The following is a 21,917-nucleotide window of genomic DNA, read 5'->3' as shown; positions in this document are numbered from 1 at the left end:
ACAAAAGCGGTCGTGATTCCCGCTAAGGTGCGTATGGATCAAAAGCATTTATTCGCCGGTGACTTACACTTCTCGCCCTGAACGCATGGGATAAAGAGGAAGATCATGTCGATACCGGTTACGCCAGGATTACAGACACGCTGCCAGCAAATTGTTACCAGCCCAACGCTCACGCCGCAGCAGAAACACCATTTTCTCGCGCTGGAGGCGGAAAATAGCCTCCCCTATCCGGCGCTTCCGCAAACCGCGCGGGAAGGGCTCGATGAGGGGGCAATTTGCGATATGTTTGAAGGGCACGCGCCCTACAAACCGCGCTACGTCCTGCCGGATTACGCCAAATTTCTGGCTAACGGGTCCGCGTGGCTGGAGCTGGAAGGGGCAAAGGATCTGGACGATGCCCTCTCTTTACTGACCATTATTTATCACCACGTTCCCTCTGTTACCGGCATGCCGGTTTACCTTGGGCAACTGGATGCGTTACTACAGCCATATGTTAAAATTCTAACACAAGAAGAAATCGATATTCGAATAAAACGCTTCTGGCGCTATCTCGACAGAACCATACCGGATGCCTTTGTCCACGCCAATATCGGCCCTTATGACACGCCAGTCACCCGCGCTATCTTACGCGCCGACGCCGAATTAAAGCAGGTCGCGCCGAATCTGACGTTTATTTATGACCCACAGATCACACCGGATAATCTGCTGCTGGACGTTGCCCGTAACATCTGTGAGTGCAGCAAGCCGCATATCGCCAACGGACCGCTGCATGATAATATTTTCACAAAAGGGGGTTATGGCATTGTCAGTTGTTATAACTCGCTGCCACTGGGCGGCGGCGGCAGTACTCTGGTAAGGTTGAACCTGAAAGTCATCGCTGAAGGCAGCCGCTCTCTGGAGGAGTTCTTTACCCAGCAGCTGCCACATTATTGCCAGCAACAGCTGGCCATTATTGATGCGCGCTGCGACTTCCTGTATCGACACTCCGGTTTCTTTGAGCATAGCTTCCTTGTGCAGGAGGGGCTGATCGCCGCCGATCGTTTTGCGCCAATGTTCGGCATGTACGGGCTGGCTGAAGCGGTCAATATCCTGTGTGATAAAGCGAACATCGCAGGGCGCTACGGTAAAGATGAGCAGGCTAATGCCCTCGGCTACCGCATCAGCGAGCAACTGGCAGCATTTGTTGAGAATACACCGGTCAAACATGGCTGGAAGCAACGCGCGCTGCTGCATGCGCAATCCGGCATCAGTTCCGATATCGGTACCACGCCAGGTGCGCGTCTGCCTTATGGCGATGAACCCGATCCGATTACCCATTTGCTGGCCGTTGCGCCGCATCACGCCTGGTACACAGCCGGGATTAGCGATATTTTAACCCTCGACGAAACCGTCAAACGCAATCCACAGGCCGTAGTGCAACTCTGCCGCGGCGCATTTAACGCCGGAATGCGCGAATTTACCGTCAACGTCGCGGGTAATGATTTGGTGCGCGTTACCGGTTACATGGTGCGATTGTCGGACCTGGAGAAATTTCGTGCCGAAGGTTCACGTACCAACACCACCTGGCTGGGTGAAGAAGCCGCGCGCAATACGCATATTCTTGAGCGACAACCCCGAGTGGTAAGCCATGAGCAGCAGATGCGCTTTCGTCAGTAACCTGATCCCTTTCTCCTGCGTCGACGGGCCGGGCAGCCGCCTGGCTCTGTTTTTACAGGGTTGTAATCTGCGCTGTAAGAGCTGCCACAATCCGTGGACGATTGGCCGCTGCAATCACTGCGGTGACTGCGTGCCAGCTTGTCCGCATCAGGCGCTGGCGTTTGACGGCGGGCAAGTACAGTGGAACGCTCTCACCTGCCAGCAGTGCGATACCTGCCTACAAATGTGTCCGCAACAGGCAACGCCGATGGCACCGGCGATGTCTGTCGAAGAGGTGGTGGCGAAGATCCGCAAAGCCGCGTTATTCATTGACGGCATCACGGTCAGCGGCGGCGAGGCCACATTACAGCTGCCGTTTCTGCACGCGCTGTTTTCTGCGCTGCGTGCCGATCTGCAACTGTGCCGTCTGACCTGTCTTGTCGACAGTAACGGAATGCTAAGCGAAACCGGCTGGCATAAGTTGCTGCCGGTTTGTGACGGGGCAATGATCGATCTTAAAGCCTGGAGCAGCGAACATCACCGTTTCCTCACCGGGCGGGATAATACGCCGGTAAAAAATAGTCTGCGCCTGCTGGCAGCACAGAATAAGCTGGCCGAACTGCGTTTACTGGTGATACCGCAACATAGCGACTATTTGCTGTATATCGACGCGCTGGCGGCATTTATCTGTGAACTGGGGCGTATCCCGGTGCGGCTCAACGCATTCCATGCGCACGGCGTTTACGGCGAGGCAAAAAGCTGGCGCAGCGCAACGGAAGAAGATATCGAACAACTGGCGGAAGCACTGCAACAGCGCGGCGTCACCACCTTGCTGCGCCCGGCGCTATATCTGTAAAGCGAAAAGCTGCCGCGTATTCTCCAATAATGTCTGGGCGATCACATCCGGGGCTTCAGGGCGCAATTCACACAACGTGGCAAAAACCCGCGCCGCTTGCTCCGGTCGGTTAGGCTGTCCCTGGAAGCCATTTAGCGGCATATCAGGCGCATCCGTCTCCAGCAACAATGCGGATAGCGGCAACTGCGCCATGACATCACGGGTTTTACTGGCACGGGGATAAGTGATCGTTCCGCCGACACCAATGTAATACCCCAGTTCGATAAAACGCTGCGCCTGTTGCAGGCTACCGGAAAAACCGTGAACCACACCGGTACGCGGCAAAGCTTGCTTTTTCAGGTGCAACGCCAGTTTGTCATGCGTACGCCGCGAATGAAGGATCACAGGCAAATCAAAGCGTTTCGCCAGTTTTAGCTGCGCATCCAGCACCTGCTGCTGGCGTTCAAACTGCGGGTTATCGCGATAGAGATCAAGGCCAATCTCGCCAACCGCCACCACCTTTTCAGGCCTGGTGGACAGCGCCTGCTCAAGCTGCTCAAGGCTTTGCGCCGTATGTTCTTCAATCACAATCGGATGCAGACCCAGCGCGGCATACAGCGCAGAATGCTCACGTGCCAGAGAGCAAACGCGATCGAAATAGCGCGCAGCGATGGCGGGTACGATAATGCACCCGACGCCAGTGTCTGCCGCGCGGGCAATACTGGCGACTTCATCACCCGTGAAGGGAGGAAAATCAAAATGACAATGCGTATCGATAAAGCGGAAACTCACGCCGTATCCTCTTTATTAATGGGTAAGTCGTTGGCTTGTAATGCATTAACCAGCGGCGCATCCAGCACATCGTTAGCGACAGCAGCAGGTGGCACCACACGGGTAGCAGGCACGGGCGCGGCAACGACGGCGGGCGGTACAACAAGGGGAGCCGACACCAGAGTATGGCGAAGCAGCGGCGGGGTTTCCGCCAGCAGTTTTCCAACCGTCGCCAGAAAATAACGTCCACACAGACGGCCGATTTTATAATCATCGCGTAGCGCCGGTAACCGGCTGCCTAGCGCCATGCTATGCAAAAGTTTCGGCGGATAGATTTCAAGTATGCGTAGTTTTCCCGGCGGTGTTTCGATAAACCGCTGAATCGCTGAATAACTTTTCTCGTGGTGCTGTACCAGATTAACCAGCGGCTGCAAACTGCTGTCGCCGAGCCAACGTTCCATACGTTTAAACCACTGCGGCGTGTAGTACATCTGAGAAGGCACGGTGCGGATCACCACGATGGTTTTCGCTCCGCGCTTAGCCGCTTCCTGAACCGGAATCGCATCGCTGACACCGCCATCAAGATATTTCACACCATTGAGCGACACCCCGGAACGGTAAAAACCCGGAATTGCGCTGGAGGCGCGGATCTGATCCAGCCACGTCTGATGGGTCGGCGAAAAATATTCCGCAGTGTAATCATCCTGGCGGCAGGCGCACATATAGAACGCTTTACCAGCATCAAAAGAACGCGCAGCAAAATCCATCGCCAGCGGCATCTGGCGGGATGTTGTATCAACCAACCAATCGAGATCGATAAGGTTACCGCCGCGCACAAAGCGCACCGGGTCAAAAAAGTCACGCGTGGTGGTGTAGCGCATGATCACTTTGCGGGCATAGCCGGGCTGGTTGCAAACATAAGCCGAGAGGTTTTGCGCGCCCGCAGATGTACCAAAATAGAGATCGAAGGGGTTAAAGTTCGCCTGCATAAACTCGTCCAGAACCCCGGCGGTGAAAATACCACGCTGGCCTCCACCTTCGCACACCAGCGCGAGACGGCCCGGACGAAACGGTTTTAACGCCAGAGGCGCAATATTGCCCAGCGTTATTGGAATATATTGCCCCACCCTGCTTTCCTTTTGGCTGCGTTGTCTCTGTCAAAGTAACGCAATTTCTGCCGGGCCGAAATAGTAAAGCCAGTCTCGAGGACTGGCTTTAATGTAAGCGAAATTTAAGCACTAGCTACACTATGGACGCCGACGGCCCATAAACAGGCTGACCAGGAACAGAATGATACCGACGATAAAGACAATTTTCGCCGCACCTGCTGCCGTCCCCGCCAGACCACCAAAGCCCAGAGCGGCGGCAATTAACGCGATAACCAGAAATATAATGCCCCAACGAAACATAAGACTCTCCTTTACCATAGTTAATGTCGACCGCTTACGATGAGCGCTCAGGCTGCTCATCTGCGAGATTTTCCCGACATATATTCGTCGCGCCCGTTCACGCGAGCGCTGACGTTTTCAGGAATTGTTACTTAACTTTTAGATCGTTTTTGACGCTTTTAACGCCCTCAACTGCTTTTGCGATACTTTCGGCGCGTTCACTTTGGGCCTGAGAATCAACCGTACCGGACAATTGCACGACGCCGTCGGTGGTTTCAACTTTCACCTTACGAGACGGTACAATGTCATCGGCCAGCAATTTGGCTTTGATTTCACTGGTTGTAGCGGTATCACCCGCATAACCTTTCATTGACTGGTTTTTACCGTCGCGGACATGCAGCTTGTCGCTTACCGAAGCAACGCCTTCCACACCTTTGGCCACAGAGACAGCCTGTTCGGCCTGTGCCTGGCTTTCAACGAAGCCACTCAGCGTTACTACTTTGTTGTCCGTTTTGACGGAAATATCGGTGCTCTTAATATTTTCATGATCCACCAGCGCCGCTTTCACTTTTGCAGTGATGGAGCTGTCATCCATGAATCCACCGACTTTAGTCATCGAGCTGTCGATTTTTTCCCCCGCGCTGGATGCGGCGTTTTGCGCTTTGTCGGTGGTAGTATTTGCCGCAAAAGCGGAACTACTTGCCACTACAGAGCCCAGCACGACGGCCAGCAGAGTTTTAGAAATCTTCAGTTTTGTCATAGTCATCGATGTCGTTCCTGTTGGTTTGCCCACAATTTGGGCCGTTTGCAGCAACTCGGGCTGCTTAACTGCCATGGCGAAAGATCACTCAATCCAGGGTCGAAGAGTTGCAGATACAATGCCGCTCCTTCTCTGACTTAGGCAGTTATTAATCTCATTTAGTGAAAGCACCCGTGAATAAAAAACCATTAAATACTTAATTAACAGGACTTTTACCCACACGAAATGTCATCACTTTGTTAAATATAGAACACTATCGTCAAAAATCCCGGCCGACAGGTTAAAAAAGGAGCAGAAAGGGAAAAAAGAGTGGGTTTTAAGAACATTCCGCAAGGGACTAAAAAGACAGGAAAAGTGCCGGAGCACGGCGAATACCGCGCTCCGTGGGAGATTAATGCTCGCGAGTTTTATGGAAAGTGACTTCCGGATAGCGTTCCTGCGTCAGATTCAGGTTCACCATCGTCGGCGCGATATAGGTCAGGTTATCACCGCCATCCAGCGCCAACTGGATCTCGTTCTTACGCTTAAACTCTTCGAATTTCTTCACGTCAGTGCTTTCAACCCAGCGCGCCGTCGCCACGTTAACGGATTCATACACCGCTTCTACGTTGTATTCACTCTTCAGGCGCGACACGACCACGTCAAACTGCAACACACCCACTGCACCCACGATCAGATCGTTGTTGGCGATGGGGCGGAATACCTGCACCGCACCCTCTTCCGAAAGCTGGACCAGCCCTTTCAGCAACTGTTTCTGCTTCAGTGGATCGCGCAGACGGATACGGCGGAACAGCTCCGGGGCGAAGTTCGGAATACCGGTGAACTTCATCATTTCGCCCTGAGTAAAGGTATCACCAATCTGAATGGTGCCGTGGTTGTGCAGCCCGATAATGTCACCAGGATAAGCTTCTTCAACGTGCGAACGGTCGCCAGCCATAAAGGTCAGCGCGTCAGATATAACCACGTCTTTACCGGTGCGCACCTGACGCACCTTCATCCCTTTTTCGTATTTACCTGACACCACACGCATAAATGCTACACGGTCGCGGTGTTTCGGATCCATGTTTGCCTGAATCTTAAAGACGAAGCCGGTAAATTTGCTGTCGTCTGCTTTCACTTCACGCAGATCCGTTTGACGTGGCATTGGCGCTGGTGCCCACTCAACCAGACCGTCCAGCATATGGTCAACGCCGAAGTTACCCAGCGCGGTACCGAAGAAGACCGGGGTGATTTCACCGCTCAGGAACAGCTCTTTATCGAACTCGTTGGATGCACCCTGTACCAGCTCCAGCTCATCACGCAGTTGCTGCGCCAGATCTTCACCCACCGCTTTATCGAGATCCGGATTGTCCAGCCCTTTAACGATACGAACTTCCTGAATCGTATGGCCTTTCCCGGTCTGATAAAGATAGGTTTCATCTTTATAAAGGTGGTAAACACCTTTGAATAACTTACCGCAGCCAATTGGCCAGGTGATTGGCGCGCAGGCAATCTTCAGCTCGTTTTCCACTTCATCCAGCAATTCCATCGGATCGCGGATGTCACGGTCAAGTTTGTTCATAAAGGTCAGGATCGGCGTATCACGCAGGCGGGTAACTTCCATCAGTTTACGGGTGCGATCTTCAACACCTTTCGCCGCATCGATAACCATCAGGCAGCAGTCCACGGCCGTTAGCGTACGGTAAGTATCTTCGGAGAAGTCTTCGTGCCCCGGGGTATCCAGCAGGTTCACAAGGCATTCGCGATACGGGAACTGCATCACGGAAGTGGTGATGGAGATCCCACGCTGTTTTTCCATCTCCATCCAGTCGGATTTCGCATGCTGGCTGGAACCGCGACCTTTTACCGTACCAGCGGTCTGAATTGCCTGTCCGAACAGCAAGACCTTTTCGGTGATGGTGGTTTTACCCGCATCGGGGTGCGAGATGATGGCGAACGTACGGCGTTTCGCAACCTCTTGTAAATAAGGAGACAACGTCATAATAAAAATCTTCTGTGTAATTACGCGGCCTCAGGCCACGCGATGAGATACGAAAAATGCGGCTATTGTACTCAACAGCGAAGTGCAGACAATCAATGTTTACACAGGCGTTGCTCCAGTTCGTTCAGGGACGTTACGGTCCAGGTCGGGTTAATGCCTTCAGGCAGCGCGCGATTGTGCACATTCAGCCAGCAGGTGGACAACCCGGCGTTGATGCCGCCCAGAATGTCAGATTCTGCCGTATCACCCACCATCATGACGCGCTCGCGATCCGGGTTACCGGCCAGTTGTAACGCGTGATCGAAAATGCGGCGATCGGGCTTGGCGACGCCGACTTCTTCGGAGATCACCAATAAATGAAAATAGTCGCGCAAGCCGGTGCGTTCCAGGCGAGTTTGCTGCAACGCGGTAAAACCGTTGGTAATAATACCCAGCTTCGCCTTGCCTTTCAGGCTGTCGAGCAAAGAAACGGCCCCCGGCAGCGGAGAGCAAATTTCAGCCATCGCATTCAGAAACGCGTCGTTCAACGAACCTGCCGGAACGTTCAGGCGCTCAGACCAGCCCTGAAAACGGCGATGTTGCAGTTGCAACGCGGTGATAGCGCCATTCTGGTAATCAACCCATAGTGGCTTATTAACAGACTGATACTCAAGAAAGTCCTGGTCGGTGAATGTCACGCTATAGTCAAGAAACATCCGTTGTAAGCCGCCAAACGCATCAAAGGTAAACAGCGTTTCGTCAGCATCAAAGAGTATCCAGTCCCATTTCATTACATCACCTTTTTAAATTGACAGAGCCATCACTATCGCGTCTTCGCGCCCGTTGGCGGTGGGATAGTAATTGCGGCGGATTGTCGCCTCGTTAAAACCTACACTTTCATACAGTGCAATCGCGCCCACGTTAGAAGCGCGCACTTCCAGCCACAGGGTTAATACCTCACAGCCTTCCAGCTCGCGGATCAAATGTTCAAGCAACTTGCGGCCAAACCCTTTGCGTTGCCAGGCGGGATCAACTGCGATGTTGAACAATGTGGCTTCATCCAGCACAACTTGCGTAATGGCGAAAGCCGCCATCTCATCGCCCACCATTAACCGGTAGTTGAGATAACGATCCCCTTGATTGCTGGCGAAGGTCTTTTCGCTCCAGGGGAAGGCGTGCGCCCGTGTTTCAATCTGATATGCGCGGGCTAAATCAGCCGTGCTGAGGGAAGAAATCGTGTTCATGTTCGCAGATTTGTTGCCATAACGCGGCGCGTGCCGCAGGGTTAGTGCGTAATTCATCCATGCCGGGCGTTGCGACCTGTGCACCCGCCAGTGATTGAGGTTCATCGACGCCCAGCCACCAACTGTTGCACTGGCTGCCCGGCGGCAGCATCGCGACGCGATCCGGCGTCAACTGTAATACCTGATCCACCGTAATGGTAAGCGCACGCAGTACGTCGCTCACCAGCGGTTCGGCAAGCATCGGCGGTTCGAAAGCGACCATCACCAAACGAATATGGGCAGGCAGCGAAATGGCGATTTCGCCCTGCAACACCGCCGGGCGTCGCAAGCTCCACTGAGTAATGCCCAGTTGCTGTAATTGCCAGTCGCGTCGGGAAGTCATAGCGAAACACTCCTGTGTGTCAGGCGCGCAAATATAGCAAACTCGGCGAAAATGCGCCATCAACGACACTCGCCCCCAACGAAACAGTGTGCAGGATAACGCATCTACACAACATCATTCACACTGCGTCGAGGCAGCAAAGACCGCGCAGCCCCAGGAGCTTACATAAGTCAGTGACTGGGGTGCAAAGGCGAAGCCAACAAAGAGGCAGTTTGAAGGATAACGTGTATAATCGCCGCCTGAGTTAAACGAGGAACCCCCATTCATGTCTGCTTTTACCCCGGCAAGTGAAGTCTTGCTGCGCCACAGTGACGATTTCGAAACCAACCGCATTCTGTTTGCCGGTGATTTGCAGGATGACCTGCCAGCGCGTCTGGAGACGGCTGAAAGCCGTGCCTGGACACAACAGTTTCACCAGTGGCAAACCTTAAACCAGCAGATGGGCGAACGCGCCTGTTACAGCCTGGTCGCTGACAATGATACGATCGGCGAGGTCGATACGCTGATCTATTACTGGCCCAAAAATAAACCCGAAGCGCAGTTTCAACTAATGAATCTGCTGTCGCTGCTGCCTGTTGGCTGCGATATTTTCGTCGTCGGCGAAAACCGTAGCGGCGTGCGAAGCGCCGAGCAGATGCTGGCTGTGTATTGCCCGCTCAACAAAATAGACAGCGCGCGTCGCTGCGGCCTGTATTACGGTCGTCTGGAGAAGAAATCTGACTTTGATGCGAATGGTTTCTGGGGCGAGTATGCACTGGGCGATCTGACGATTAAAACCCTGCCGGGCGTCTTTAGCCGTGATGGATTAGATGTGGGCAGCCAGTTGTTGCTCTCGACCCTGACACCGCACACGAAAGGTAAAGTGCTGGATGTTGGCTGCGGCGCCGGTGTGTTGGCAGCGGTGCTGGCGAGCCATTCGCCGAAAGTACGTTTAACCTTGTGCGACGTTTCCGCTCCAGCGGTAGAAGCCAGCCGCGCGACGCTTGCCGCCAACGGCTTTGAAGGGGAGGTCTTTGCCAGCAATGTCTTCTCTGAAGTCACGGGGCGCTTCGATATGATTATCTCCAATCCACCGTTCCATGATGGCCTGCAAACCAGTCTTGAAGCTGCGCAGACGTTGATACGCGGTGCGGTGCGTCATCTGAACAGCGGCGGCGAGCTGCGCATTGTCGCTAACGCCTTCCTGCCGTACCCGGATGTGTTAGATCAGACCTTCGGTTTCCATGAAGTGCTCGCGCAAACCGGGCGTTTCAAGGTTTACCGCACTGTAATGACGCGCCAGGCACTGAAATAATCGCTCTTTTCCCGGCGAGTGCTGTTCGCCGGGATTCTTCTTTTTATCCATTCATAGCGTCCATTTTTGCAGCAATCAGTGGTGTTCTCAGCAATTATCTATTGACGAAAAGTTGAAAACATCTAGAATGCGCCTCCGTGGTAACGATACTTCAAAAGTATCGATGGTATGCGAAGGTGGCGGAATTGGTAGACGCGCTAGCTTCAGGTGTTAGTGTTCTTACGGACGTGGGGGTTCAAGTCCCCCCCCTCGCACCATAAACCACGTAGATATCGCTCGCACTGTGCGAAGGTGGCGGAATTGGTAGACGCGCTAGCTTCAGGTGTTAGTGTTCTTACGGACGTGGGGGTTCAAGTCCCCCCCCTCGCACCAACGAGGCGATATCTGAATAGTAAGATGACTGTGCGAAGGTGGCGGAATTGGTAGACGCGCTAGCTTCAGGTGTTAGTGTCCTTACGGACGTGGGGGTTCAAGTCCCCCCCCTCGCACCAGATATCTTATACTTCCCCTGTATGACTTCCCTGCTACACCATTGCTTTCAAGTTCAACAACATCATTATCATTCCCCCGACCAGAGCAACGCCCGAAGGCAACAGGATAAAATGCCGTAACCGCTTATGGTAAAGCATCACTGGAGTCAGCAATAAAGCCAGCAAAATTACCATCCGCCATGCGTTGTTCGAAAGATCAGCCAATGCCAGAACGGCAACAATCATGCCCGGCAGGACGATCCCCCAACCACTTCCCAGCACTCGCTGCAACATGTTTTCATCTCTGATACCGATAATGATAACCAATATCATATGGTATTACTTCTCATTTGTCAGCATTCTGCCGCTATCATAATATAGATATCGCTCATCTTCTGATGACAGACATTCCCTAAGGTGATAAATTAAGCGTTGCTTAAATAAAAATCCAAATCACTAATTTTCCGCGATGACTGTTTCTTCGCGTTATTTCTTTCCTTATCGACTCACTACATCGTGTTACATTGCGGATAAATAACGATTTTTAGGTATGAAATTACAAACCTGGCAATCTCTATGTAACAAGAGATATCGATTGTCCCTGCGACTCTTCTTGCTACTCAATGCACTCTCAGCAATGTCCTGCATGGCTCTGCCACTCTATAACCAGCGTGCCTTTACGTTGCCAGCGTGTATCATTTTTGCGTTGAGCGCCGTGTTGCCCGCATGGCACAGATACTGTCCGAAAAAGAAAATCAATATCCCGTTGATTTCTCTTATGTTTGGCAGCCTTTGGGCATGGCATGTAATCATGAAATTTGGTTTATTCCAGCATAACGCCTCATCATATTTGCTGATCGCCCTGCTGAATGTTCTCTTTATTGGCTCGATTGCTTTTTCTAATAACATTGCTGCGTTTCTGTTGCATTCATTGCCGGTATTCGTCGCTTGCCTCTATTTCTCCGGACCGGAGAACGAGCTCCGTTTAATATTTAGTTTTGCTTTGCCGGTATTAGGTATCGCCATACAACATGCGATTCAGAAGCGTAATGATAATTTCGCCCAGGCGTTAATGAACCGTTTAATGCAGGAACGGAAGACCTTAAACGATTTGAGCATGCTAGATCCTCTTACCGGGTTATATAACCGCCGCGGGCTGCAATCAAAAATCGATAACCTACTGGCGCTGGATGATAGTTCACTGTTTGTCCTGCTGCTGGATATCGACCACTTCAAGGCTTATAACGACCACTACGGCCATATGATGGGCGATCAGGCGCTGATTCGCGTCTCTGCGGCATTGCGGGATGCCGTGCGTTCCCGCGATATCGTCGCGCGCTTTGGCGGCGAAGAATTCATGATCCTGATGAATAATACCGATCTGGAACATGCGCGCCTGGCTGCCGAGCGCATTCGCCAGAAAGTGTACGATCTGAAGATCCCGCATATGTTTAATGAAAGTGTCGCCACCAATGTCACCATCAGCATTGGTATTGCCCCCTTGCTGGATAACAATATCGACGCAGCGATTGAGCGGGCAGATAAAGCGTTATATGAAGCTAAGCATCTGGGCCGCAACAATATTCTGGTAAGCGGGGAATTGCACCTCGCCTGAGGCGCCGCAGCGCTAACTTTACGATAAAAAATCTTGCTATCGGTTTTACCTGTAGATAGGATTGTTAATCATTATCATCTGCATTCCTCATCCAACGAGTAGTATGACTTACCGTACCGCATCGATCACTGAACATGTTATCCGGAGAAGCCATCTCGTTGATGAACGCGATTCGATGGCTAATGCGATGCGGGAAACGATCGCCAACACGCGCGCCCATCTGCTCGATGTTATCCGCTTTAATGAACCCGTACCATGGCAAGCACAGACACTGGCAGAATGGTCACGGCCAGCCGCGCTACAATCGCTGATTGCGACTTATTCCGATCATATTTATCGTCACCAAATGGCGCTACCGCGCGAAAACAAACCGCTGCTGTCACTATGGGCACAATGGTATCTGGGATTAATGGTGCCTCCCTTACTACTGGCGCTGTTAACGCAAAAAAGCGCTATTAGCCTCGCACCTGAACATTTTCACGTTGAATTTCATGAAACAGGACGCGCGGCCTGTTTCTGGATTGATATACAGCGGGACCATCAGCTAACCGCACAAAATGATGCGCAGCGGATTACCGCACTGGTTTCGCAGGCAATGCTGCCGGTAGTTCAGGCACTGGAAGCCACGGGAGATATCAATGGCAAACTTATCTGGAGCAACAGCGGCTATCTGATCAACTGGTGCCTGGGTGAGATGATCCCGCTGCTGGGTGAAGCACACATCACGACATTACGCCAGAGCTGTTTCTTCGAAAAACAGCTTTCCGACGGCAGCGACAATCCACTGTGGCGCACTGTTGTACTGCGCGATGGTGCGCTGGTACGTCGTACCTGCTGCCAGCGTTACCGGCTGCCAGATGTACAACAGTGCGGTGATTGCACGCTGAAATAATCCGGGAGGCATTACGCCTCCCTTGATGGTATTCCCGGGCCCGACTGTTTTAAGCGATCTGTTTTTCATCCTCTGTACGCTGTGCCTCTTCCGCCTCCTGTTCCAGGAGCTGTTTCTCATACACTTTAAAGAAAGGGAAATAGATAACGGCAGAAATACAGGCAAGCAGTATGACAAGAATCGCGGCACGGAAATCCCAGCCAAGCGCCCATGCTCCGCCAATCGGTGCGGGTGCCGTCCACGGTACAACAGAAATCACTCTGCCAATCAGATCCAGCTTCATGGCGGCCCACGCAACAATAGCATTGACTGTCGGTGCCAGCAGGAAAGGAATAAAGAACACTGGATTCATGACAATTGGGGTGCCGAAAATCACCGGTTCATTGATATTGAAGATACTGGGCACTACGCTCAGCCGACCAATCGAGCGCAGATGAACCGAGCGACTGCGTAAATAGCAGAACACCAGCCCCATTGTCGCGCCGGAGCCACCTATCACAATAAAGAAAGTCCAGAACGCTTCCATAAAGATGTGTGGCAACGGCGCGCTCTGCGCCAGCGCGCTCTGGTTGATCCCCAGATTGGTTAACCAGAACATTTGCAGCATGCCCGAAACAATAGCCGCACCGTGAATACCGGCAAACCACAACAGATGAGCAATAATCACCGCCAGCAGGATCGCCGGCAGAGAATCCGCCGCCGCTACCAGCGGTTTGAACAGCGCCATAATCGCCTGTGGGATGAACATAGTGAACTGCGACTGGATCAACAGGCTTAACGGGTAGAGTGTCAGCACGACGACAAGCACCGGGATCAGCAGATCAAACGAATTTTTGATCATCGGCGGCACCTGATCCGGCAGACGAATGCCAATATTGTGCGCCTTCAGGAAACGCATCATTTCGACACAGTAAATCGCCACCAGTATTGCGGTGAAAATACCGGTTCCACCCAGGCTGTCTACCGGAAGCGTACCGTTGGTTTTCGGGGCCGCAACCAGTAAAAACGCCATCAGCGACAGCATCGCGCACATGAAAGGATCGAGCTGATGCGACTTCACGTAATGCTTACCGAGGTTATAAGCAATCGCTGCACAGATATAAATGGACATAATGCCCATCGTCATATCGAAAGGCGTAAGGATCCGCCCTTCATACTGTTTCGCCAGATCCAGCCAGGCGCGCGCAAATCCCCAGGTGGTATCCGGTGAAAAAGGCGGATAGGCAAAGACCAGTAAGAATGAGCCAACAATCATAAACGGCATCGCAGAAATAAAGCCGTCACGGATGGCCATAACATGACGTTGAGAAGAGATCCGCCCGGCGATCGGGCTAACATAGTTTTCTATAAACCGGAAAATAAGATTAAACGCAGCATGGTTAGCAGACATATCAGCTCTCCTGTCAGACTAAAAAAATAAGCGCACCAGCGGATGTTTTGCCGTGCAGCGATCCATTTTTAGGTTTGAAACCATGCGGGTTTTTAAACCAGCATTACGACAAAGCAGTGTAGGTTTCATAGACGGCTCTTTTTTGATTTTAGGTACAGAAGGAAGGACAAAATGAGTATTAACCCGCGATGAGGACACTGCAACCGGTTACTGTAACCGGTTTCTGCGATTGTGAAGGCGATCGAGAAACTTTGTAGAAAGGTTTGTTACATCGGGATATTTACATGGATAACAGGCTTATGACAGATTAATAGCGATCCCAGTCAGGAGAACATCATGAGTTTGCAGTCCGTGCGGCAATTCTTTGCCGACAATGCCCCCGATATCGATATTATTGAGCTGAACCAAAGTACCGCGACTGTTGCACTGGCCGCCGCCGCGCACCATGTTGAACCAGGGCAAATCGCCAAGACGCTGTCATTAAAAGTAAAAAATGAAGTTATTCTCGTCGTAGCTAAAGGCGACGCTCGCCTGGATAACAAAAAACTGAAAAGCACCTTTGGCGCGAAAGCTCGCATGCTGAGCAGCGATGAGGTCGTTGTGATTACCGGGCATCCGGTGGGCGGAGTCTGTCCGTTTGGGTTAGAAAACCCGTTGGCAATATATTGTGATATCTCACTAAAACAGTATCCGGAAGTCCTGCCCGCTGCGGGAGCCATCCACAGCGCAGTCCGCATTTCACCTGAGCGAATGGCTGAACTCACCCGCGCAAAATGGATTGACGTTTGCCTGTAACGTCACAGTGCCAGATACAGCAAACCTGGCGCTAAAACCGCTCTGAACTACATCAGCTCCGACGTTGAAGGGGGAGCTGGTGGGTTCCAGGTCAGAATGTCTGCAGCGTCCAATAATCCGACGTCAGACGTAATACCCAACTTCGTCATCGCGTTGAATTTATGCGCGCGGATAGTTTTCACATTCCGATCCAACAACGAAGCTATCTCGACCAGCGAAGAACCGCGCCCCAGGTAATTCAGGAGCTCCCATTCTGTCGGGCTGAGCGTCCGACACTGTCTCACGTACCAATTATTGATCATGTTTTCATTAATATGCCGTGTTTCTCCCAGTAGCATCCCCAGTTGCTCCAGTAACACAATCAGCGGGGACGATTTGCTCAAAATACCATGTAGCCTCAAGGGAGAGAGATGTCCCACCAGTTGGGCTTCTCGATCGTCCCCCGCCAGAACAACATGCTGAACATCGGGGTAAGAAAGCGAAAGCCAGTGCAAACACGTCAGGCACTCCCGCCGCTCTTTCCTGTGTCCCAAAAGTGAATAGATAACGGAAAAAAAAGGCGTGTACTTAAATGCCTGGTGTAACACCGAGTACTCTTTAAAAAAATGAAATGAATACTGATTAATAGACGATTCACTAAATAAATGTCGTAATCCCTCCCGACTCATTGCGCACTTTTCAATAATGGCGACATTTCCCTTTGCGTGGCTATTTTCCATTCATTTCGGTCTCCATCTATCACGCCTGATTTCAACTCTGCAATTCCCTGGCTGCTATTAATCCATAGATATAAATCCGCATTACTCCGTAATGATCACCGCCTCATTGCACTACTTTTCTGCGCACTCACTGTTTTATTACTTTTTTTGAGCAGTACTGCAATTTGTTTTATTCCCCAACCTTTTCCAAGAAGACGTAACACGTTGCGTTCAGATAGCGTCAGTATTTTACTTTGAGGAGTATCAACGGCACTCCTGCCCATTCCCTCAGGTATAAGTACCCGGCTAATTCTTCCCTCACTCCCATATCCGTGACGAATAGCATTAATCACCCCTTCAACGGGCTCCTGGCTGGAGAGTAACGTGATACGTGGGCGAAATAAAAACTCCATTGCCACAGGCAGCATTGTACGTGGAGTGAAAAAGATCCAGAGTGAGCTATCGCTTTGAGAAAAAAGAGAATAATAACTCTGACAGCGTTTTCTCCCATAGAAAGGCTCGTCAGAGATGTCAACAATAACCAAGCGAGCGCTCTTTAATTGCAGAAGTTCTATCTCTTCTACACAGGAATAATAATTGAGGGTGTATTCAGGAAAATGACGTTCAAGTATAGCGCCAATCCCGGCCATGAGAACCGGAGTCTGGCTAATAACAATCCCACGAGTGTTGTCTGCTGATAACATAAAATCTCCACATCCATTTGCGAGTTCTATTAATCCGCATGATGACTTTTCCAATAGTAACCACAGATAATGAAATTATCTGGATAAACGCCGCCGAAATAATTGACGAAATTTATGAGTTGGGGTCAAACATAAAGAGCCGGAATTATTGCATTAACAATTTACATCTTACTATAACATATCACCAGGCAGATTATCTCGCATGTTATTAAAAATAAGGAGGCAATTTAAATCAATCAAAGGCAATCTATTTAAGATAAAACAACAATGTTAACAAATGATTAAGAAATATCTTACAAAAAAATCAAGTTACTAGCTAAAAATAACAATTCCATTTTTCTTTTCATCTAATTTTTTATAAAGAATTTTAAATGAATCGTTAACCAGATAATTAAGAAGATCTCAGCGTATACTTCAGCGTGACTTACTGCACAAATCTTGATCTACCTGAGCGCTATTCTGCCTGTCACTTATGCTAAAACTATCTTTTATGCTCCATCCTTCGCGAGCGTTGTGTTAACAGATACCAGGGTAATCATGCAAACAGACCAGTCATCACAGCGCGCCATTACGCGGTTGTGTATTCAGTGTGGCCTTTTTTTGTTGCAGCATGGTGCAGAGAGCGCATTGGTGGAGGAGCTATCAACACGCCTGGGCATCGCGCTGGGTATGGACAGCGTTGAAAGTCTCATCTCCTCTAACGCCATTGTTCTGACAACCATCAAAGACGGACAATGCCTGACCTCAACACGTAAAAACAGCGATCACGGAATCAATATGCATGTAGTAACGGAAATACAGCATATCGTGATCATGACCGAACATAAGCTGCTGGATGCCAAGGACGTTGGCAAGCGATTTGCCCTGGTTAAACCGCTGCGTTACCCGCGCTGGCTGGTCACGCTTATGGTTGGCCTCTCCTGCGCCTGTTTCTGCAAACTCAATAACGGCGGCTGGGACGGTGCATTTATTACGCTCTGTGCGAGCAGTGTGGCGATGTATGTGCGGTTGCTACTGGCGAATCGCCACATGCACCCACAGATTAATTTCTGCATTACTGCCTTTGTGGCAACGACCGTTTCCGGCTTGATGCTGACATTACCTGCCTTTGTTCATTCATCAACTGTCTCCATGGCCGCCAGCGTGCTGTTGCTGGTACCCGGTTTTCCGCTGATAAACGCGGTTGCCGATATGTTCAAAGGTCATATCAACACTGGTCTTGCGCGCTGGGCCATTGCCAGCTTATTAACCCTCGCCACCTGTATCGGCGTGGTGATGGCAATGACACTGTGGGGGCTACGCGGATGGATGTGATCGCCTTTGTTCTGGCACTTTTACAAGATATGTTGCTGGCCGCAATCCCTGCCATTGGATTTGCCATGGTTTTCAACGTTCCTCATCGTGCCCTGTCCTGGTGTGCGCTTCTTGGCGCACTAGGCCACGGTTCCCGCTTTGCGCTAATGTACTGGGGTTTTAATATCGAATGGTCAACCTTTGTTGCCGCCATGCTGGTGGGCTCAATAGGCATTCGCTGGTCGCGATGGTACCTTGCGCATCCTAAAGTGTTTACTGTGGCAGCAGTAATTCCAATGTTTCCGGGCATCCCGGCCTACACAGCGATGATTTCTGCTGTGAAAATTGGCCACTTTGGCTACAGCGAAGAGTTAATGATCCTGTTACTGACGAATTTCCTGAAAGCCTCATCGATCGTTGGCGCGCTTTCTATTGGCCTGTCGATTCCCGGGCTGTGGATATACCGCAAACGCCCGCGCGTTTGAGATGTGTTTTCTGCCTCAGCCAGCAAAAAAAGGGGGGGGTCGATAAAAACGTCAATACCCGCGACGTCACCGTCTAATGAACAGTTTCAGCTTTTATTAGATCGCCAACAGCTACTCTTATTACAGGCTATTTGAAGAGAATCATGATGCTACTGCACAGCGCCAGTACAATCGGGAGAGGGTGGTCGACGTTGCGTGATACCTGTCCGTAAAAAATACCTTGCAATTAAATCGCGCACTATCTATATTAAAAACATGAAAACGACACCGAACAAAAATGCACAGCTCGCCTTAGACAACCAGTTTTGTTTTGCGCTCTACTCAACAAACCTGGCGCTGCATAAGCTCTACCGGCAGCTTCTGGCTCCGCTGAATCTTACCTATCCACAGTATCTGGTAATGCTGGTGCTGTGGGAACAGGACGACATCACCGTGTCGGAGATTGGTGAGCGCCTGTTTCTGGATTCAGCAACACTGACGCCGCTGCTTAAGCGACTGGAAAGCGCAGGGCTGATTCGCCGTCAGCGTTCACGCCAGGATGAGCGGCAAGTGGTGATTACGTTAAGCGAAAGCGGGCGCACCTTGCAGCAGCAAGCGACGTCCATTCCGCAAGCGATAGGCTGTGCTATGGCCTGTGATAACGCGACGCTGCAAGATATCAAGCAACAACTGGAACAGCTTCGCCAGAATTTTCAACAAGCATGAACTCCTTTTTGCAGGGAGTTTATGTTTAGCAAATAAATAGCACGCTATTTTATAGCAAACAATCAAGATAATTAAGGAACCTGCCATGTCATTAGAAAAAGTCGTCTACACTGCTAAAGCTAAAGCAACCGGAGGCCGTGACGGCCGCGCAACTTCTTCAGACGGCGTCCTGGATGTCAAACTGGGCGTACCAAAAGAGATGGGCGGCGCCGGCGGTGAAGTGACCAACCCGGAACAACTGTTCGCTGCGGGCTACTCCGCCTGCTTCCTCGGCGCTATGAAGTTCGTTGCTGGTCGCGACAAAATCGCTATACCGAAAGATGCGTTTATCGAAGGTGAGGTAGGCATTGGTCCGCTGCCTACCGGTTTCGGTATCGAAGCGAAACTGAATATCCATCTGCCAGGGATGGACGCCGCCGAAGCGAAAAAACTGGTCGATGCCGCGCACATCGTTTGCCCGTATTCCAATGCCACCCGAGGCAATATCGACGTTACGCTGAACATTATTGCGTAACGCGCAAGCCGACACGTTAAACAGCCGGGGATACCCGGCTTTTTTCATGCTGTACTGCCCTTTCCGCTCACTGTGTTACTATGTGTCATTATGCCTGTGCGAAAAAAACACAGAGCGCCTTATCCGTAGTAATCCTGTTTGAGAACGCGTTATGTCTTCCAGAATCCTGACATCGAATGTCATCGGCATTGATGAGTTTGTGCGCGATCACGCCAGTGTCCTGGCCCGCACGGAAGGCGGCGCTGTCGCTGTTTTTGCCAATAACAGTCCCGCGTTTTATGCCATCACACAGCAGCGCCTTGAGCAATTACTGGCGCTTGAAGCACGCCTTGCGCGGCCCGCCAGCGACATTGCCCTCGATGCACAATTTTATGAAGAACCTGCTGCCGCGCCGGTGAATGTGCCGATGGGCAAATTTGCCATGTACGCCGGTTGGCAACCGGATGCAGACTTCCAGCGTCTGGCTGCATTGTGGGGTATTGCGTTAACGCAACCTGTCACGCAGGAAGAGCTGGCCTCGTTTGTTGCCTACTGGCAGGCCGAAGGCAAAGTATTCCACCATGTACAGTGGCAACAAAAGCTGGCGCGCAGCGTACAGATCGGTCGAGCCAGCCAGAATGGCACGGCGAAACGCGATATCAATGCACTGTCAGAACCGGACAATCAAATCCCACCAGGCTTTAGAGGATAACGATGAAAAACGTCGGCGAATTGATGAAGCGACTGCAAAAGATGATGCCCGCCAACACCGAGCCCGCCTTTAAAACGGGCGAGGAACTCATGGCCTGGCAGAAAGAACAGGGCGCAATCCGTTCGGCGGCGCTGGAGCGAGAAAACCGCGCAATGAAAATGCAGCGCACTTTTAATCGCTCCGGCATTCGTCCGCTGCACCAGAACTGCTCTTTTGAAAACTACCGGGTCGAAACGGAGGGCCAGATGCGCGCCCTCAGCCAGGCACGTCAATATGTCGAAGAGTTTGAAGGCAATATCGCCAGTTTTATCTTTTCCGGCAAACCGGGCACCGGCAAGAATCACCTCGCCGCTGCCATCTGCAATGAACTGTTGCTGCGCGGGAAATCGGTACTGATCATTACCGTTGCCGACATTATGTCTGCAATGAAGGAAACGTTCGGCAACCGCGAAAGCAGTGAAGAACAGTTGCTGAACGATTTAAGCAGCGTCGATCTGCTGGTGATTGACGAAATCGGCATGCAAACAGAATCTCGCTATGAAAAAGTCATTATCAATCAGATAGTCGACAGGCGTTCTTCGTCCAAACGCCCGACCGGCATGCTCACTAACAGCAATCTGGAAGAGATGAATAAGCTGCTGGGCGAGCGCGTAATGGACAGGATGCGCCTCGGCAACAGTCTGTGGGTGATCTTCAACTGGGAGAGCTACCGTAGCCGCGTCACCGGTAAAGAGTATTGAGAGTTTTCACCTCTGTGGCGGATCTGCGCAGGTGTATACTCAGCGCTTTAATGAAACATCGGGATATGCACGATATGAAATTCGCCAAACGCCTGCTCTGCGCTTCTACCATCAGCAGCGCCCTGCTAACCAGCGTAGCCAGCGCCGCTTCCTGGCAGGATACGCTCTCCAGCGCCGCCAACCAGCTTAGCCAGCACAACCAGAGCAGCACCGCCTCGCAGCAGGGCGGGTTATCTCTCTCCTCCCTGACTGGCCTGCTTAACGGTGGTAATCAGGCGCTCAGTTCAAAGACCATGAACAATGCGGCAGGCGTAATGACCTGGTGCGCTAAAAACAAACTCTCTTCACTCACCAATACCGAGAATGTGAAAAATCAGGTGCTGGATAAACTGGGGCTCGGCGCCAGCCAGCAGAAACAGGACACCAACTATTTGGCTGGTCTTCAGGGTATGCTGAATACCAAAAACGGCGAGCAGTTGAACCTGAGCAATATCGGCGACACACCGCTGGCAGAAAAAGTGAAGTCTAAAGCCTGCGATATCGTTCTGAAACAGGGCGTCAATTTCCTCTCGTGATCTTCTGCCGCGTTGAGCATTATTTCAGCCTGAACGCGGCCTTTTCCCTTCTCTTTCTCTGTTGCTCCGCCCGTTAACAGA

25 protein-coding genes and 3 tRNA genes are annotated in these 21,917 nt (G+C 51.4%); 16 read left to right on the top strand and 12 right to left on the bottom strand.

Features of this window, described 5'->3' with window-relative positions:
* The first annotated feature begins 105 nt into the window (after nt 1-105).
* Nucleotides 106-1,656, top strand: a complete 1,551-nt coding sequence (locus BM427_RS14015; protein ID WP_090122413.1) for a YjjI family glycine radical enzyme — start codon at nt 106-108, stop codon at nt 1,654-1,656.
* On the top strand, nt 1,628-2,491 hold the full coding sequence (locus BM427_RS14010; protein ID WP_090122411.1) for a YjjW family glycine radical enzyme activase: 864 nt from the start codon (nt 1,628-1,630) through the stop codon (nt 2,489-2,491). Before BM427_RS14015 ends, BM427_RS14010 begins: the two co-directional genes overlap by 29 nt.
* Here BM427_RS14010 and BM427_RS14005 read toward each other — a convergent pair.
* The 8 genes from BM427_RS14005 to BM427_RS13970 form a co-directional block, all read right to left on the bottom strand.
* A complete protein-coding gene (locus BM427_RS14005; RefSeq protein WP_090122410.1) occupies nt 2,480-3,262 on the bottom strand; it encodes a TatD family hydrolase in 783 nt (260 codons plus the stop codon). The two genes, BM427_RS14010 and BM427_RS14005, sit on opposite strands and share 12 nt — an antisense overlap.
* Nucleotides 3,259-4,368 (bottom strand): patatin-like phospholipase family protein, encoded by a 1,110-nt coding sequence (locus BM427_RS14000; RefSeq protein WP_090122408.1) that lies wholly within the window; start codon nt 4,366-4,368, stop codon nt 3,259-3,261. Before BM427_RS14000 ends, BM427_RS14005 begins: the two co-directional genes overlap by 4 nt.
* A gap of 120 nt (nt 4,369-4,488) precedes the next feature.
* Nucleotides 4,489-4,650, bottom strand: coding sequence for a DUF1328 domain-containing protein (locus BM427_RS13995; RefSeq protein ID WP_007373037.1), 162 nt, complete (start codon nt 4,648-4,650; stop codon nt 4,489-4,491).
* 127 nt (nt 4,651-4,777) lie between these two features.
* The gene (gene osmY / locus BM427_RS13990) at nt 4,778-5,395 is read right to left on the bottom strand and encodes a molecular chaperone OsmY (RefSeq protein ID WP_090122407.1); all 618 of its coding nucleotides are present in this window, start codon (nt 5,393-5,395) and stop codon (nt 4,778-4,780) included.
* Between the two features lie 385 nt (nt 5,396-5,780).
* The gene (gene prfC, locus BM427_RS13985; RefSeq protein WP_090122405.1) at nt 5,781-7,370 is read right to left on the bottom strand and encodes a peptide chain release factor 3; all 1,590 of its coding nucleotides are present in this window, start codon (nt 7,368-7,370) and stop codon (nt 5,781-5,783) included.
* A 92-nt stretch (nt 7,371-7,462) separates the two neighbouring features.
* On the bottom strand, nt 7,463-8,140 hold the full coding sequence (gene yjjG, locus BM427_RS13980) for a pyrimidine 5'-nucleotidase (protein WP_090122403.1): 678 nt from the start codon (nt 8,138-8,140) through the stop codon (nt 7,463-7,465).
* A gap of 12 nt (nt 8,141-8,152) precedes the next feature.
* Complete coding sequence (gene rimI, locus BM427_RS13975; protein WP_090122401.1) at nt 8,153-8,593, bottom strand: ribosomal protein S18-alanine N-acetyltransferase; 441 nt, start codon at nt 8,591-8,593, stop codon at nt 8,153-8,155.
* Nucleotides 8,562-8,975 carry a DNA polymerase III subunit psi gene (locus tag BM427_RS13970; protein WP_090122400.1) on the bottom strand — a complete coding sequence of 138 codons (414 nt, stop codon included), beginning with the start codon at nt 8,973-8,975 and terminating at the stop codon, nt 8,562-8,564. The genes rimI and BM427_RS13970 overlap by 32 nt, the downstream gene beginning before the upstream one ends.
* Nucleotides 8,976-9,240: 265 nt before the next feature.
* Here BM427_RS13970 and rsmC point away from each other — a divergent pair, with 265 nt between their 5' ends.
* The 4 genes from rsmC (at nt 9,241) to BM427_RS13950 (ending at nt 10,760) form a co-directional block, all read left to right on the top strand.
* Nucleotides 9,241-10,269: a 16S rRNA (guanine(1207)-N(2))-methyltransferase RsmC gene (gene rsmC / locus BM427_RS13965; protein WP_090122398.1), complete on the top strand. Its 1,029-nt coding sequence runs from the start codon at nt 9,241-9,243 to the stop codon at nt 10,267-10,269.
* Nucleotides 10,270-10,439: 170 nt separating this feature from the next.
* Nucleotides 10,440-10,526, top strand: a tRNA-Leu gene (locus tag BM427_RS13960).
* 28 nt (nt 10,527-10,554) lie between these two features.
* A tRNA-Leu gene (locus BM427_RS13955) sits at nt 10,555-10,641 on the top strand.
* Nucleotides 10,642-10,673: 32 nt separating this feature from the next.
* Nucleotides 10,674-10,760: transfer RNA gene (locus tag BM427_RS13950), tRNA-Leu, on the top strand.
* A 33-nt stretch (nt 10,761-10,793) separates the two neighbouring features.
* Here the strand turns inward: BM427_RS13950 and BM427_RS13945 are convergent.
* The gene (locus BM427_RS13945; RefSeq protein WP_090122396.1) at nt 10,794-11,072 is read right to left on the bottom strand and encodes a DUF1435 domain-containing protein; all 279 of its coding nucleotides are present in this window, start codon (nt 11,070-11,072) and stop codon (nt 10,794-10,796) included.
* Between the two features lie 217 nt (nt 11,073-11,289).
* Here BM427_RS13945 and BM427_RS13940 point away from each other — a divergent pair, with 217 nt between their 5' ends.
* Complete coding sequence (locus tag BM427_RS13940) at nt 11,290-12,354, top strand: GGDEF domain-containing protein (protein ID WP_090122394.1); 1,065 nt, start codon at nt 11,290-11,292, stop codon at nt 12,352-12,354.
* A gap of 103 nt (nt 12,355-12,457) precedes the next feature.
* Nucleotides 12,458-13,246: a siderophore-iron reductase FhuF gene (fhuF, locus tag BM427_RS13935; protein ID WP_090122392.1), complete on the top strand. Its 789-nt coding sequence runs from the start codon at nt 12,458-12,460 to the stop codon at nt 13,244-13,246.
* A 49-nt stretch (nt 13,247-13,295) separates the two neighbouring features.
* On the opposite strand, the gene BM427_RS13930 is transcribed toward fhuF, so the two are convergent.
* Nucleotides 13,296-14,636: a PTS sugar transporter subunit IIC gene (locus BM427_RS13930; RefSeq protein WP_090122390.1), complete on the bottom strand. Its 1,341-nt coding sequence runs from the start codon at nt 14,634-14,636 to the stop codon at nt 13,296-13,298.
* A 336-nt stretch (nt 14,637-14,972) separates the two neighbouring features.
* Here BM427_RS13930 and BM427_RS13925 point away from each other — a divergent pair, with 336 nt between their 5' ends.
* On the top strand, nt 14,973-15,431 hold the full coding sequence (locus BM427_RS13925) for a YbaK/EbsC family protein (protein WP_090122389.1): 459 nt from the start codon (nt 14,973-14,975) through the stop codon (nt 15,429-15,431).
* 47 nt (nt 15,432-15,478) lie between these two features.
* On the opposite strand, the gene bglJ is transcribed toward BM427_RS13925, so the two are convergent.
* Both bglJ and BM427_RS13915 read right to left on the bottom strand, forming a co-directional pair.
* Nucleotides 15,479-16,099, bottom strand: coding sequence for a DNA-binding transcriptional activator BglJ (bglJ, locus tag BM427_RS13920; RefSeq protein ID WP_090122387.1), 621 nt, complete (start codon nt 16,097-16,099; stop codon nt 15,479-15,481).
* A 146-nt stretch (nt 16,100-16,245) separates the two neighbouring features.
* Nucleotides 16,246-16,833 carry a helix-turn-helix domain-containing protein gene (locus BM427_RS13915; RefSeq protein ID WP_341874204.1) on the bottom strand — a complete coding sequence of 196 codons (588 nt, stop codon included), beginning with the start codon at nt 16,831-16,833 and terminating at the stop codon, nt 16,246-16,248.
* Between the two features lie 537 nt (nt 16,834-17,370).
* On the opposite strand from BM427_RS13915, the gene BM427_RS13910 reads away from it, so the two are divergent.
* The 7 genes from BM427_RS13910 (at nt 17,371) to BM427_RS13880 (ending at nt 21,836) form a co-directional block, all read left to right on the top strand.
* Nucleotides 17,371-18,147, top strand: coding sequence for a threonine/serine exporter family protein (locus tag BM427_RS13910; protein WP_090122386.1), 777 nt, complete (start codon nt 17,371-17,373; stop codon nt 18,145-18,147).
* Nucleotides 18,138-18,611: a threonine/serine exporter gene (locus BM427_RS13905; RefSeq protein ID WP_090122384.1), complete on the top strand. Its 474-nt coding sequence runs from the start codon at nt 18,138-18,140 to the stop codon at nt 18,609-18,611. The genes BM427_RS13910 and BM427_RS13905 overlap by 10 nt, the downstream gene beginning before the upstream one ends.
* Before the next feature lie 255 nt (nt 18,612-18,866).
* Complete coding sequence (locus BM427_RS13900) at nt 18,867-19,316, top strand: MarR family winged helix-turn-helix transcriptional regulator (protein ID WP_090122773.1); 450 nt, start codon at nt 18,867-18,869, stop codon at nt 19,314-19,316.
* 85 nt (nt 19,317-19,401) lie between these two features.
* Nucleotides 19,402-19,830, top strand: a complete 429-nt coding sequence (locus tag BM427_RS13895) for an organic hydroperoxide resistance protein (RefSeq protein ID WP_007373019.1) — start codon at nt 19,402-19,404, stop codon at nt 19,828-19,830.
* Nucleotides 19,831-19,981: 151 nt separating this feature from the next.
* Complete coding sequence (gene dnaT, locus BM427_RS13890) at nt 19,982-20,521, top strand: primosomal protein DnaT (protein WP_090122383.1); 540 nt, start codon at nt 19,982-19,984, stop codon at nt 20,519-20,521.
* A gap of 2 nt (nt 20,522-20,523) precedes the next feature.
* A complete protein-coding gene (dnaC, locus tag BM427_RS13885) occupies nt 20,524-21,261 on the top strand; it encodes a replicative helicase loader DnaC (RefSeq protein ID WP_090122381.1) in 738 nt (245 codons plus the stop codon).
* A 74-nt stretch (nt 21,262-21,335) separates the two neighbouring features.
* Nucleotides 21,336-21,836 (top strand): YjjA family protein, encoded by a 501-nt coding sequence (locus tag BM427_RS13880; RefSeq protein WP_090122771.1) that lies wholly within the window; start codon nt 21,336-21,338, stop codon nt 21,834-21,836.
* Nucleotides 21,837-21,917: the final 81 nt, after the last annotated feature.

It is taken from the genome of Kosakonia arachidis, assembly GCF_900116535.1.
Taxonomy (GTDB): Bacteria; Pseudomonadota; Gammaproteobacteria; order Enterobacterales; family Enterobacteriaceae; genus Kosakonia; species Kosakonia arachidis.
This window is presented reverse-complemented; position numbering and strand designations above follow the sequence as displayed.